We start from the raw sequence: 11,388 nt of genomic DNA, 5'->3' as shown, positions 1-11,388 counted from the left end.
GGGAGAGCGACCGATGATGCGCGTGATGGCTGTTTTGATGAGCATTGTGATGCTGGCCGCCTGTAATGGCGCGCGCGATTTGAATGAAGCGCCAGTGCCGTTGGGGGATTTCAACCTGGTGCACAACATCGCCGTGGCATCGAAAGCGGCCAAAGGTCCGCTGAGCCGGGAAGCCAGCGAAGAACAGCTGATGAAAGCGATGACCGACGCCACAGAAGAACGCTTTGGCCGCTATAACGGCGGGCGTGACTATCACTTTGGGATGAGCATTGAGGGCTATAATCTTGCCGTGCCGGGCGTGCCGATTGTGTTTTCGCCAAAGTCCGTGTTGATCATCAATGTCACGGTCTGGGATGATGAAAAGAATGCCAAGCTGAACGCCGAACCGCATCAGATCACGGTGATTGAATCGTTTGATCAGGGGGCGATCATCGGCTCAGGCTATACCAAGTCAGCTGAAGAGCAGCTCAAGAACCTGGCACAGAACGCGGCCAAGCAGATTGAGAACTATTTGGTCAAACAAAATAAGGAAAACGGGTGGTTTAACGGCACTGCCACAGTCGCCGCCACGACCGAGTAAGCCCGATGGGCGGCATGGGTTCGAAACCCGCTTGATTTTGTCGCCAAGGTTCAATACATCGCGCGCCATAAACGGCGTCAGACGCAGGTCTGGCGCCAAAAATACGTCCGGGCCCAGGTGGCCTCTCAATTTGAAAAGGGTGCTACACGCATGGCAAAGGAAAAGTTTGAACGCACGAAACCGCACGTTAACATCGGCACGATTGGTCACGTTGACCACGGCAAGACGACGCTGACGGCGGCGATCACGAAGTACTTTGGTGACTTCAAAGCCTACGACCAGATCGACGGCGCGCCCGAAGAGAAAGCCCGCGGCATCACCATCTCCACCGCGCACGTGGAATATGAGACCGAGGCACGTCACTACGCGCACGTCGACTGCCCCGGCCACGCGGACTACGTCAAGAACATGATCACCGGTGCGGCGCAGATGGACGGCGCGATCCTGGTGGTGAACGCGGCTGACGGCCCGATGCCACAGACCCGTGAGCACATTCTGCTGGGCCGCCAGGTTGGCATCCCAAAGATGGTCGTGTTCATGAACAAAGTGGACCAGGTTGACGACGAAGAGCTGCTGGAGCTGGTGGAAATGGAAATCCGCGAGCTGCTGTCTTCCTACGACTACCCAGGCGATGACATTCCAATCGTTGCAGGCTCTGCGCTGGCAGCGATGGAAGGCAACAACCCTGAGATCGGCGAAGAGAAGATCAAAGAGCTGATGGCGGCTGTGGACGACTACATCCCAACGCCTGAGCGTGCGGTAGATCAGCCGTTCCTGATGCCAGTGGAAGACGTGTTCTCCATCTCTGGCCGCGGTACAGTTGTGACCGGTCGTGTTGAGCGCGGCGTGATCAACGTGGGCGACGAGATCGAGATCGTGGGCATCCGCGACACGGCCAAGACGACCTGCACAGGCGTTGAAATGTTCCGCAAGCTGCTGGACCGCGGTGAAGCGGGCGACAACATCGGCGCGCTGCTGCGTGGTGTTGACCGTGACGGCGTTGAGCGTGGCCAGGTGCTGTGTAAGCCAGGTTCCGTGACACCACACACCAAGTTCGAGGCCGAGGCCTATATCCTGACCAAGGAAGAGGGTGGCCGTCACACGCCGTTCTTTGCGAACTACCGTCCGCAGTTCTACTTCCGTACGACGGATGTGACCGGCACCGTTCAGCTGCCCGAGGGCACCGAGATGGTGATGCCAGGCGACAACCTGAAGTTCGACGTTGAGCTGATCGCACCGATCGCGATGGAGCAGGGCCTGCGCTTTGCGATCCGCGAAGGCGGCCGCACGGTTGGCGCGGGCGTTGTGTCCAAAATTACTGAGTAATTTGCGAATGCGCTGAGCGTTCAGCACAGACGAAAAGCAAAGGCCGCCCCTCGGGGCGGCCTTTGGCGTTTGGTGGGGGCCGAACCCTTTAAAGGGTTCGGCGCGATCTCTTTAAAGAGATCGGGATCCACGCAGAGGTTAGCCGCCGAAAATGCGGGCCTGAAACCAGATCAACGATGGGTAGGCCACAAGCCATATCCAGAAGAACCGGTTCAACCCAAAAAGGCAGGCGTTTGCCAGATGAAACAGCGCCGCGACCCCCAGCGCCAGGATCAATGCCGTAGGATGCAGCAAGGCCAGCGGGAACATCAGCTCAAACAGGATCACCGCCCAGGACATCGCCTGCATTAACTGTGGCCGATCCGCAAAGCTGCGCAGCGCCTCGCTGACCGGATAGGCGGAGTAGGCAAAGACGTCCTGCAACGCCTGCCCGCTGCGCCAGCTGGGGTTGGTGATTTTGACCCGTCCTGAGATGAAATAAGACAGGGTAAGTTGCAGGGCGAGATAGCCAAACAGCACCTCTTTGACGAAATCCGTGGGCACAAGGGCGGCACCCAGCAGACACCATAGGATCAGCAAGCTCATTTTATCGCTGCCGCCGTTATAGGGGCCCTGAAACCGGTTGAGCATCACCAGACTGATGGCCGCAAGGGCCAGCAGCGCAAAGGTTGCCGATGGGGCATAAAGCAGGGCGGCGGCACACAGAAACCGCAGGCCAAAAAGCACCCGGTCGCGCGCGGTTGTGGCCAGATGCTCAGCGCTTTGGTGCATGAAAGCCAGCGCCATCAAAACTTCGCTCAGGCGCAGGGCTGCGTCGAGCGTCATGATGCCGGCCCATCCATCTGCCAGGGATCAGAGCGGTAGGTTTCGGTCTCGGACAAGCCTGCCCCCTGACGGTGGACAAACATCAGACGGAACTGCAGCTGTGCGCCTGCGGGGGCCTTGCCTGCCACGTCTTGCGTCAGGATCCGCTGGATCTCAGCCAGGCTGTGCGCCGACGGGGCGAGGGTCAGCCGTTCGGCCAGGCTGACCATATAGAGTGTTTCATTCCACCGTGGGTTCCAGAACAGCCGTTTGAAGATCGCCAAGCCTGACAGGTGCTGCGGCCTTGGGCGGAACTCATGCCAGGTCTCGTCGCCCGGCACAAAACGCCACTGCACCCGGGGGGAGGGTTCCACCGCTTTGAAAAAGGCCCATGACGGGATCAGGGCCGGCAAGAGCAAGCCGAAGGTACGCACCATGTGGGGGATGTAGTGTTTCGGCGTTTAGCCTTGGTTAAGGAATTCAGCCCTGTGGCCCATTTCGCTTTGCCTGCCGCGCCGATATGATCGAGGCGCAGGGCAGCAAGAGGGGGATAAGATGCCGGTCTTTGCCAATCCGGATGAGGTTCACCCCATAAAGCGGCCTGAGGGCGGGGCGTTTCAAGGCACGGTGTTTTTGCGGCCCGCAGTGGATCATCCTCGCATGACAGTCGGGGAGTATACCTATGCCAGCGCGTTTGAGCCGCCCGAGGATTGGGCCGCGCGGCTGGCCCCCTACCTTTTCGATTTCAGCCCGGAGCGGTTGGTGATTGGTAAGTTCTGCCAAATCGCCGACGGGGTGACCTTTGTCACCGCTTCTGCCAATCACCGCTACGACGGTATCTCCTCCTATCCATTTGCGATCTTTGATGATGGCGGGCAGGCGGGGCGGCCCTCTTTGCCGGAGGGCGGGCAAGATACTGTTATTGGTCACGATGTCTGGCTGGGGCAGGGGGCCAAGATCCTGCCCGGTGCCCGCCTTGGAAACGGGGTGATCGTAGGCGCGGGGGCGGTTGTTGCCGGGCATGTGCCCGATTACACGATTGTCGGCGGCAATCCGGCGCGCGCCTTGCGGTCCCGCTTTACGCGCGATGAGGCGGAGCGGTTGAACCGCCTGGCCTGGTGGGATTGGCCCATCGCGCGGATCATCGCCAATGAGGCATTGATTGCAGGCGGTGACATCAGCGCATTGGAAGCCGCTGCACCGACCTAGCCTGCTGGAAATTGGCGGACATATGCTGGTGCCCCGCAGGCCAGTGGCTGGGGCATGCATTCCTGCTGACAAATGTGCTGCGACGCGCTACTTTGGGCGCATGATTTATTTACGCAAATTTTTCACCCCTCTTTTCCTGAGCTTGATGCTGATGATGCCTGCCGCCCTTTGGGCGTCGGTGATCGACCGTTTTGAAGGCAGCTATGCCGGGCAAACCGAATTTGAGGTGAACGGCGAAACCCAGAAGCGGGATTTGAGCACCACGATTGAGAGCAGCCGCAAGGGGTTCACTATCACTTGGACGTCGGTGACGTACAAAAGCGACGGGCGGACCAAGGAAAAGACTTATACGATTGAGTTCTTGCCCAGTGAGCGGGACAATATCTATCAGGCCGCGATGAAGTCTAACCTCTTTGGCAAGGCGGTGCCGTTGAACCCCATGGCGGGTGAGCCGTTTGTCTGGGCGCGGGTCGAGGGCGATACGTTTTCCGTCTATTCGCTCTTTATCAACGAAGTTGGTGAATATGAGATTCAGGAATTCCACCGCACCTTGGTGGAAGAAGGCCTGGATCTGGTGTTCTTGCGGGTGCGCAACGGGGCGCCGGAGCGTGAAATTCGCGCGACCTTGATCCGGCAATAGCCTGAGGCGGCATTGGGCCGCGCAATTGTCAAAAGTTGCCGTCTTGCGGCGATCTGCTCTTGATTGCGGGCGCTTTTGCGACTACCCAACGCCACGGCATAGGGGTTTAGCTCAGTTGGTAGAGCATCGGTCTCCAAAACCGAGGGTCGTGGGTTCGAGTCCCTCAGCCCCTGCCAGACTTCCATCCACTGTATTTATTGCTCGGGTTTGACGCTCCGGTATCGGCGTTTGGCTGGGCCATGCGCGGCTCCGGCAGGCAGTGGCGCAAAACCGGTTTTCTCCAATACCTTTTGGCTTGCAAGATGCGCGGTTGAGACCTGCGCATAGATGGCTTCAATCTGCAGGGTGGCAAAGGCATGGCGGCAGGCGGCCTCAACCGCTTGGGTTGCCAAGCCCTGGCCCCAGTGGGGCTGCGCGATTTCATAGCTGAGCGATGCGCGCTCACGCCGTTGCTGCCCAAAGATCAGCCTTAGAAAACCGATGACCTCACCGTTCTGACGCAGGCTCCAGGCAAAGCCGTTGGCGGAGGCGATCAGCTCAACCTGGCCGTTGATAAAATGAAACGCATCCATTTCGCTGGGGCGCGTTGGCAGGGCCGAGTATGTTGCCATGTCAGGCCCCGCCATGACGCGCGCAAAATGTGGCGCATCGGCCTGGGTGACCGGCACCATCAAAAGCTGCGCTGTGCGTAAGGTGTGTTGGGTCATTGCGCGTTCCATGGCGTCTGCCTGGCGTTCACTACCTTGTCTTGGCGCGTGCAGCAAACCTGGGTTCTGCCACATTTTGGCCATCTAGCCGCCCCGCCGGTGCCAGAATGCCCTGGTAGGCAGGAGGCCTGGGAAAATGAGATGTCTATGCCACAAGAGTTGAAATCTGCGCGGCCAGATGATGCTGCCGTATTAACAGAGGACGGTGAACTTGATTCACAGTCCATGAATGCCATTCGCAATCTACTGGGCGGCGGTTCTGAGCCAGCCCCTGAAACTAGCCATGTGCCGCGCGCTGCCGCGCCGCTCAGGGATGCCGTTGCGGCGCAGCCGCCGCAGATGGGCGCGCCTTTTCCGTTGGAGGATTTGGCCGATGAGGCACCGCGCGTACCGCCTGCGCAGGTCACGCGCTTTGAGGTTGCTGTGCCTGAGGTCGATGATGCGCCACGGGCCGCAGGCCCGCAGCATGCGTATGGCGCGCCAGAGGATGCGCAATTTGCGGACGCAGTGACGGACACGCCAAAGGCGGCGGAGCTTGCCGGTCCGGTCGATGATGCGGCAGCCTTTGCCGCGGCGCTGAAAGCGGCGGAGATGTCCGCCGCGCAGGTGCCTTTTGGCGTGGAGCCTGTGAAAAAGCCGCAGGCCCAAGGCAGCGTACCCGCAGGTGCAGGGCAAAAACGGGCAGGGCGCATGCCCTTTGGGTTTCGTCCCAAGCCCCGCCATTACGTTTATGCCGCGCTGGCAGCGCTGGCGATCTTCCGGCCTGGATTAATTGTTGGGGCGCTGTTGATGGCTCTGGCGTTGTTCTTGGCTGTCTTTATCGTCTTGGGCTATGACGGCTTCTGGCGCCGGGCGATGGGGCTGGGCCAATGGTACGCCCGCCTGCGTCCCGCTCATGCCGAAGTCCTGCTTGGCCGGATGGAACAGTTCGCCGTGAAGTGGGATGCCTTCCTTGACCGCTTTCCAGAAGGCACCGTGGACGGGCTCTATCTGCCTGACTTTGGCGAACTGGCCACAGCGGACAAACGCCATGATGAGGCGATGAGTCGTCGCTTGTCCGGCATCCAGGAAGGCGAGGCGTGAAAGGCGGGGCCCGGAAGGGCCCTGCAGGCTTGAAACCTTTGTCAGCAGCGGCTACATCGCTTGGCAGCGCAGGCAGCATGGCCTGGGCAGCAGTTGGCAAAGGGACGCTTTAGGCAATGACCAATCCACTCCAGTTTATCCAGCAGGTGCGTGCTGAGGTCGGTAAGGTTGTTTGGCCCACGCGGCGTGAGGTCATGCTGACCTCTGTCATGGTGTTTATCCTGTCAGCGCTGACAGCGGTGTTCTTTGCGGTTGTTGATATCCTGATCCGTGGCGGTCTGAACGGCATTCTTGGGATCTTTGGCTAACGCCCGTTTGGCCCAGCTTGCACGCTATTATTCACCCGGCAGGCTTGAATCCCACAACGACTGCGGATAATCAGCAATTCTAGTCTGATAAGGCGTGCGGCGAATCGAGCCCGCGCGCCCTTTTTTTATCAGGTTTTCGAAATGGATTTCGCGGCGCATGGCGCTGCCGCTTCAAGACAGGGATCAAAGGTCAGATGGCAAAGCGTTGGTATTCAGTCAGTGTCCTGTCCAACTTTGAGAAAAAGATCGCAGAGCAAATCCGCCAGACCGTGGAAGAGCAGGGTCTTGAGGATCAGATCGACGAAGTGCTGGTGCCCACCGAAGAGGTGATCGAGGTGCGTCGCGGCAAGAAGGTGACAGCAGAACGTCGCTTTATGCCCGGGTATGTGCTGGTGCATATGGAGATGTCTGACCAAGGCTATCACCTGATCAATTCCATCAACCGGGTCACCGGCTTTTTGGGCCCACAGGGCCGTCCGATGCCCATGCGGGACGCTGAGGTGCAGGGTATCCTGGGCCGCGTGCAGGAAGGCGAAGACGCGCCGCGCACGCTGATCCACTTTGAAGTGGGCGAGAAGGTTAAAGTTGGCGACGGTCCGTTCGAAGACTTTGACGGCATGATCGAAGAGGTCGACGATGAGAACCAGCGCTTGAAAGTGTCTGTATCCATCTTTGGCCGCGAAACACCAGTTGAGCTGGAATATACTCAGGTGATCAAGCAGGGCTGAACCTCACAAACGTCACCACCGCAAAAACCGTAGGGTGCGCTTTCACAGCGCACCTTTTTTCATTCAACGGACGCGTGCGTCTAAGCCCCGCCAACCTCTGCCAACAAACCCTCATAAAACCGCGCGATCACGTCGTGGCGGGCCTGCGCCAGCTGGCGCCCCGTTGGCGTTTGGAACCCGTCTTTCAGCCCCAGCAGTTTGGTCTTGAAATGGTCGATGGCAAAAGATGCATCATCCAGCGTGCGGTTCTGCGCAGCCGGGTCCGCCGGGTCATAAAGCGCGCGCCCCAAACTGCCCGACACAGCAAAGCAGCGCGCGATGCCTACATGGCCCAAGGCATCGAGGCGGTCAGCGTCTTGCAGGATCCGCGCTTCCAGCGTTTCGGGTGGGATGCCTGCGGAAAAGCTGTGGGCCTCGATGGCATGGGCAACCTGATCGGTAAACGCCTGCTCGGCCCCCTGTTGGTGCAAGACATCCCGCGCGTGGCGGGCAGAGAGCCGCGAGGCAAGTTGCCGGTCGGGCGCGTCTTTCGGCAGGTTGACGCAATCATGCAGGATCGTGGCCGCCACAAGCGTGCGCAGATCGCCGCCTTCGGTTGCTGCGATGGTGCGGACATTCTGCCAGACCCGAAGGATGTGGGACAGATCATGCGCGGTGTCAGTGGGGCCCGCCGCACTGCCCGGCAAAAGTGCAGCGGCGAGGGTTTCAAAAGGGCTGAACTGCGTGAGGGGGTCTGTCATGAAACAGGTATGCGGGCTGGTGCCGCACAGATCAACGCCGTTGTCGGGGGTGGCCTTTGGTGGGTTTGTCCGTCTGAGGGGATAGCGCAGGTCAGCCCGCCAGCATTTCCTCCACCACCAGGTTGAAGCGGTTCAAAGCGCCTTCAAACCGGCCAAAAAGGTGGCTGGGATTTCCACGACAGGCAAAGCCGGACTGGATTTCGGCGCCCAGGTCAAAATCCTCCATCAGTGCGGTGACCGTGATCTTCTGGTTTTTTTCCCAATGGGCCTGCATCTCGTCGGTGTCGGGTGCGCTGCGCGGCACCAGCGTGGCCATGCGGATGTGGGTCAAATCCACCGCCTTTGGTTCAAAATGAAACAGCATCACGTGATCCTGTTGGACCAGCAGCTGGACATTGGGTGTTAGGGCATAAAGCAGGTTGGCGTCGCGCCGGATGTCCCGAGAATCCTGTGGCGTGTCGCTTAGGTCAGGCATTGCAATGCGGGGCAGGATCGCGCGGATATGCGGCCCGAACATCTGGTTGCTAAGCAGGTTGTCGGGGAAGTAGGGCGCGATCGTGTTCTTGTGCGCCACGCGAAAGTGATAGGCCTCAAGCCCTCCTTCCATCAACACTTTCCAATTCGCCTTGATCTCCACAGTGTCCATCACCGCGATGCGGTGATCTGCCAGGCCCATCCAGCGGAAGTCGTCACCAAGGCCGTTCAGCCATGTATCGATGTCCGGCATATCCGCCGTTTCGGGGTTGGCGATGATCCAGATAAAGCCATGGGCTTCGGTGCAGGGCAGGCGGCGCAGGCCCCGTTCGGCGCGTGGCAGGTCAGGAAAGCCCTGTTTTTCCTGCGGCACAGCCCGCAATGCGCCGTCATTGGAAAAGCTCCAGGCGTGGTAAGGGCAGGTGAAAACCCGTTTGCAGCCTTTGGCCTCGCGCTCCAACACGGCCCCTCTGTGGCGGCAGACATTCAAAAACGCGCTCACTTTGCCGTCTGCATCCCGGACCAAAAGAAGCGGCAGGTCCAGAAAACGGCGGGTCAGGAACGCGTTCTCTCCCTCCAGTTCTGAGCTATGCGCTGCGACCACGGGCTTTCGGCGAAAAATCATCGCGTTCTCACGCTCGAACCGCTCAGCACTGGTGTAGCGCGCGATTGGGGAATGCGCGATCTCAGGATCCAGAAATGCCGACTTTTGCTCGGCCAGGCCGATGATCTCTTTGATCAGCTTGATCTCAGTTGCGCGGTCCATGGTGTCCTCCTTTGCGTCTTGCCCTTACCGAGTGGTAAGTAACTTACCGGTTGGTAAGGCGTCAAGCCTGTGGTAGGGGAGTGCGTGGAAAGGACCCGCCATGACACAGGCCGAAGACCCCCGCCGCGCCTATATCGCCATCGCCGCGCAGAAATTCGCGGCAGCGGGCTATCACGGCACAAGCCTGGCCGCTGTCGCCTCTGCGGCTGGGGTGACCAAACAGGCGTTGCTACATTTTTTCGGCACCAAAGAACGGCTCTATGCGGACGTGTTAACAGCACTTGCAGACCGTTTGAGCCAAGCGGTGGAAGATGTGCGGCAGGATGATCCGGCGGCCCATTTGCTGGCCTACTTCTTGGCCTTTCGCCGCGCAGCACTTGAACGGCCAGATGACATCCGACTGGTGGTGCGCGCACTTTTGGACAGTGATGAGAAAGCCCGAAAATGGCCGCTCAGACCCTATTTGGATCAGGTGGAAGAATTGCTGCGCGCAACGCCCGCTGAGAACTGGTCAAAAGCACAGCGCATGGCTTGGGTGTCGCAGATGATCGGGTTGCTGCAGTACCTGGCCATCTCAGCCCCCACGATCACGGGCATGTACGGCGCAGAGATGGCGGAGGAGATGGCACAGCAGTATGATGCAGCGATCCGCGATGCCGTGGCGCGCCTGCACCAGCCTGTATAACCAACCTGCATTGGGGCACACGCATGCTTTCCCTTGCAATATCAACAGCCCCTCGTTAGGACGCAGCAATCGTCTTCGGGCGATTCATTCTTGTGGGAGGTGAGGGGGCCGCGGCACCCGACCCGGACCACACAACACATAGCTCGGCGGACGCGTCCAAAGAGCGTTGGAAAGGAGAAGGCCAATGGCCAAGAAACTCGTCGGTACGATGAAGTTGCAAATCCCTGCGGGACAAGCAAACCCATCCCCACCAGTTGGTCCTGCGCTGGGTCAGCGCGGCATCAACATCATGGAATTCTGTAAAGCGTTCAACGCCAAGACAGGCGACATGGAGCCGGGCGCCCCATGCCCAACCGTGATCAGCTACTATCAGGACAAGTCCTTTACCATGGACATCAAGACGCCACCTGCGTCCTATTACCTGAAGAAAGCTGCCAAGCTGAAGTCTGGTGCCAACAACCCCTCTCGTGAGATTGTCGGTTCCGTGACCACCAAGCAGCTGCGCGAGATTGCAGAAGCGAAAATGGCCGACCTGTCCGCAAACGACGTGGAGCAGGCCATGAAGATCATTCTGGGCTCAGCGAAGTCCATGGGCATCGAGGTGAAGTAAGATGGCAAAACTAGGTAAGCGTACAACCGCCGCCCGCGAAGCATTTGCCGGCAAAGAAGACGTGACAGTTGAAGAAGCTGTGGCGCTGATCAAAGGCAACTCCAAGGTCAAGTTCGACGAGACGCTGGAAGTTGCGATGAACCTCGGTGTTGATCCCCGCCACGCGGACCAGATGGTGCGCGGCGTGGTTGGCCTGCCAAACGGCACAGGTAAAACCATGCGCGTTGCGGTTTTTGCACGCGGCCCCAAGGCGGATGAAGCCAAGGAAGCTGGCGCAGACATCGTGGGTGCAGAGGATCTGATGGAAACCGTCCAGGGCGGCACCATCGAATTTGACCGCTGCATTGCAACGCCAGACATGATGCCCATCGTGGGCCGTCTGGGTAAGGTGCTGGGCCCTCGTAACCTGATGCCAAACCCAAAGGTTGGCACCGTCACCATGGATGTGGCTGACGCGGTAAAGGCGGCCAAGGGCGGCGAAGTGCAGTTCAAAGCTGAAAAAGGTGGCGTAGTGCACGCCGGCATCGGCAAACTGTCTTTCGACGAAGCCAAGCTGGTTGAAAACGTGCGCGCCTTCGTGGGTGCCGTTGCCAAGGCCAAGCCAAGCGGGTCCAAGGGCACATACATGAAAAAGATCAACCTGAGCTCCACAATGGGTCCAGGCGTGTCGATCTCTGTGGATAACGCAGCAGGCGAATAAGCCTGACGCGCCTTGTGGCGCGATTGAA

General features: G+C 59.3%; 16 protein-coding genes and 1 tRNA gene. 11 read left to right on the top strand and 6 right to left on the bottom strand.

The annotated features are described in order from the left end of the window. Window positions 1-13 precede the first annotated feature (13 nt). Window positions 14-580: a hypothetical protein gene (locus tag ACZ1HM_RS18815; protein WP_472744141.1), complete on the top strand. Its 567-nt coding sequence runs from the start codon at window positions 14-16 to the stop codon at window positions 578-580. 150 nt (window positions 581-730) lie between these two features. After that, a complete protein-coding gene (tuf, locus tag ACZ1HM_RS18810; protein ID WP_472744117.1) occupies window positions 731-1,906 on the top strand; it encodes an elongation factor Tu in 1,176 nt (391 codons plus the stop codon). Window positions 1,907-2,044: 138 nt separating this feature from the next. Here tuf and ACZ1HM_RS18805 read toward each other — a convergent pair whose 3' ends face one another. Continuing rightward, the gene (locus ACZ1HM_RS18805; protein WP_472744140.1) at window positions 2,045-2,731 is read right to left on the bottom strand and encodes an HTTM domain-containing protein; all 687 of its coding nucleotides are present in this window, start codon (window positions 2,729-2,731) and stop codon (window positions 2,045-2,047) included. Then, entirely contained in the window at window positions 2,728-3,147 is a 420-nt protein-coding gene (locus tag ACZ1HM_RS18800) for a hypothetical protein (protein WP_472744139.1), read from the bottom strand. Before ACZ1HM_RS18800 ends, ACZ1HM_RS18805 begins: the two co-directional genes overlap by 4 nt. A 118-nt stretch (window positions 3,148-3,265) precedes the next feature. On the opposite strand from ACZ1HM_RS18800, the gene ACZ1HM_RS18795 reads away from it, so the two are divergent. The 3 genes from ACZ1HM_RS18795 to ACZ1HM_RS18785 all read left to right on the top strand — a co-directional run bounded on the left by ACZ1HM_RS18795 (window position 3,266) and on the right by ACZ1HM_RS18785 (window position 4,735). Next, window positions 3,266-3,919, top strand: a complete 654-nt coding sequence (locus tag ACZ1HM_RS18795) for a CatB-related O-acetyltransferase (protein ID WP_472744138.1) — start codon at window positions 3,266-3,268, stop codon at window positions 3,917-3,919. A 151-nt stretch (window positions 3,920-4,070) separates the two neighbouring features. Then, window positions 4,071-4,559, top strand: coding sequence for a hypothetical protein (locus tag ACZ1HM_RS18790; RefSeq protein ID WP_472744137.1), 489 nt, complete (start codon window positions 4,071-4,073; stop codon window positions 4,557-4,559). Window positions 4,560-4,659: 100 nt separating this feature from the next. After that, window positions 4,660-4,735, top strand: a tRNA-Trp gene (locus ACZ1HM_RS18785). An 18-nt stretch (window positions 4,736-4,753) separates the two neighbouring features. Here ACZ1HM_RS18785 and ACZ1HM_RS18780 read toward each other — a convergent pair. Beyond that, window positions 4,754-5,266, bottom strand: coding sequence for a GNAT family N-acetyltransferase (locus ACZ1HM_RS18780; RefSeq protein WP_472744136.1), 513 nt, complete (start codon window positions 5,264-5,266; stop codon window positions 4,754-4,756). A gap of 147 nt (window positions 5,267-5,413) precedes the next feature. Here ACZ1HM_RS18780 and ACZ1HM_RS18775 point away from each other — a divergent pair, with 147 nt between their 5' ends. Next, window positions 5,414-6,349, top strand: coding sequence for a hypothetical protein (locus tag ACZ1HM_RS18775; RefSeq protein ID WP_472744135.1), 936 nt, complete (start codon window positions 5,414-5,416; stop codon window positions 6,347-6,349). Window positions 6,350-6,465: 116 nt separating this feature from the next. Continuing rightward, entirely contained in the window at window positions 6,466-6,657 is a 192-nt protein-coding gene (gene secE, locus ACZ1HM_RS18770; protein ID WP_472744134.1) for a preprotein translocase subunit SecE, read from the top strand. A 27-nt stretch (window positions 6,658-6,684) separates the two neighbouring features. Here the strand turns inward: secE and ACZ1HM_RS18765 are convergent, their stop codons facing one another. Then, window positions 6,685-6,816, bottom strand: a complete 132-nt coding sequence (locus ACZ1HM_RS18765) for a hypothetical protein (protein ID WP_472744133.1) — start codon at window positions 6,814-6,816, stop codon at window positions 6,685-6,687. Between the two features lie 35 nt (window positions 6,817-6,851). Between ACZ1HM_RS18765 and nusG the strand changes: the two genes are divergently transcribed. Continuing rightward, window positions 6,852-7,385 carry a transcription termination/antitermination protein NusG gene (nusG, locus tag ACZ1HM_RS18760; RefSeq protein ID WP_472744132.1) on the top strand — a complete coding sequence of 178 codons (534 nt, stop codon included), beginning with the start codon at window positions 6,852-6,854 and terminating at the stop codon, window positions 7,383-7,385. Window positions 7,386-7,465: 80 nt separating this feature from the next. Here nusG and ACZ1HM_RS18755 read toward each other — a convergent pair whose 3' ends face one another. Beyond that, entirely contained in the window at window positions 7,466-8,125 is a 660-nt protein-coding gene (locus tag ACZ1HM_RS18755) for an HD domain-containing protein (protein ID WP_472744131.1), read from the bottom strand. 91 nt (window positions 8,126-8,216) lie between these two features. Next, a complete protein-coding gene (locus ACZ1HM_RS18750; protein ID WP_472744130.1) occupies window positions 8,217-9,365 on the bottom strand; it encodes an aromatic ring-hydroxylating oxygenase subunit alpha in 1,149 nt (382 codons plus the stop codon). A 100-nt stretch (window positions 9,366-9,465) separates the two neighbouring features. Between ACZ1HM_RS18750 and ACZ1HM_RS18745 the strand changes: the two genes are divergently transcribed. From ACZ1HM_RS18745 to rplA, 3 genes are all read left to right on the top strand, one after another. Beyond that, a complete protein-coding gene (locus tag ACZ1HM_RS18745; RefSeq protein ID WP_472744129.1) occupies window positions 9,466-10,050 on the top strand; it encodes a TetR/AcrR family transcriptional regulator in 585 nt (194 codons plus the stop codon). Between the two features lie 184 nt (window positions 10,051-10,234). Continuing rightward, window positions 10,235-10,660: a 50S ribosomal protein L11 gene (gene rplK / locus ACZ1HM_RS18740; protein ID WP_472744128.1), complete on the top strand. Its 426-nt coding sequence runs from the start codon at window positions 10,235-10,237 to the stop codon at window positions 10,658-10,660. Between the two features lies 1 nt (window position 10,661). After that, window positions 10,662-11,360, top strand: coding sequence for a 50S ribosomal protein L1 (gene rplA / locus ACZ1HM_RS18735; protein WP_472744127.1), 699 nt, complete (start codon window positions 10,662-10,664; stop codon window positions 11,358-11,360). Window positions 11,361-11,388 lie beyond the last annotated feature (28 nt).

Source organism: Sulfitobacter sp. GN1-4 (genome assembly GCF_055693825.1).
This window is presented reverse-complemented; position numbering and strand designations above follow the sequence as displayed.

What these genes read in the sequence shown, in the direction of transcription:
- ACZ1HM_RS18815 (WP_472744141.1), top strand. Translation starts at nt 14, where the DNA reads ATGATGCGCGTGATGGCTGTTTTGATGAGCATTGTGATGCTGGCCGCC.
- tuf (WP_472744117.1), top strand. Translation starts at nt 731, where the DNA reads ATGGCAAAGGAAAAGTTTGAACGCACGAAACCGCACGTTAACATCGGC.
- ACZ1HM_RS18805 (WP_472744140.1), bottom strand. Translation starts at nt 2,731, where the DNA reads ATGACGCTCGACGCAGCCCTGCGCCTGAGCGAAGTTTTGATGGCGCTG.
- ACZ1HM_RS18800 (WP_472744139.1), bottom strand. Translation starts at nt 3,147, where the DNA reads ATGGTGCGTACCTTCGGCTTGCTCTTGCCGGCCCTGATCCCGTCATGG.
- ACZ1HM_RS18795 (WP_472744138.1), top strand. Translation starts at nt 3,266, where the DNA reads ATGCCGGTCTTTGCCAATCCGGATGAGGTTCACCCCATAAAGCGGCCT.
- ACZ1HM_RS18790 (WP_472744137.1), top strand. Translation starts at nt 4,071, where the DNA reads ATGATGCCTGCCGCCCTTTGGGCGTCGGTGATCGACCGTTTTGAAGGC.
- ACZ1HM_RS18780 (WP_472744136.1), bottom strand. Translation starts at nt 5,266, where the DNA reads ATGACCCAACACACCTTACGCACAGCGCAGCTTTTGATGGTGCCGGTC.
- ACZ1HM_RS18775 (WP_472744135.1), top strand. Translation starts at nt 5,414, where the DNA reads ATGCCACAAGAGTTGAAATCTGCGCGGCCAGATGATGCTGCCGTATTA.
- secE (WP_472744134.1), top strand. Translation starts at nt 6,466, where the DNA reads ATGACCAATCCACTCCAGTTTATCCAGCAGGTGCGTGCTGAGGTCGGT.
- ACZ1HM_RS18765 (WP_472744133.1), bottom strand. Translation starts at nt 6,816, where the DNA reads ATGCGCCGCGAAATCCATTTCGAAAACCTGATAAAAAAAGGGCGCGCG.
- nusG (WP_472744132.1), top strand. Translation starts at nt 6,852, where the DNA reads ATGGCAAAGCGTTGGTATTCAGTCAGTGTCCTGTCCAACTTTGAGAAA.
- ACZ1HM_RS18755 (WP_472744131.1), bottom strand. Translation starts at nt 8,125, where the DNA reads ATGACAGACCCCCTCACGCAGTTCAGCCCTTTTGAAACCCTCGCCGCT.
- ACZ1HM_RS18750 (WP_472744130.1), bottom strand. Translation starts at nt 9,365, where the DNA reads ATGGACCGCGCAACTGAGATCAAGCTGATCAAAGAGATCATCGGCCTG.
- ACZ1HM_RS18745 (WP_472744129.1), top strand. Translation starts at nt 9,466, where the DNA reads ATGACACAGGCCGAAGACCCCCGCCGCGCCTATATCGCCATCGCCGCG.
- rplK (WP_472744128.1), top strand. Translation starts at nt 10,235, where the DNA reads ATGGCCAAGAAACTCGTCGGTACGATGAAGTTGCAAATCCCTGCGGGA.
- rplA (WP_472744127.1), top strand. Translation starts at nt 10,662, where the DNA reads ATGGCAAAACTAGGTAAGCGTACAACCGCCGCCCGCGAAGCATTTGCC.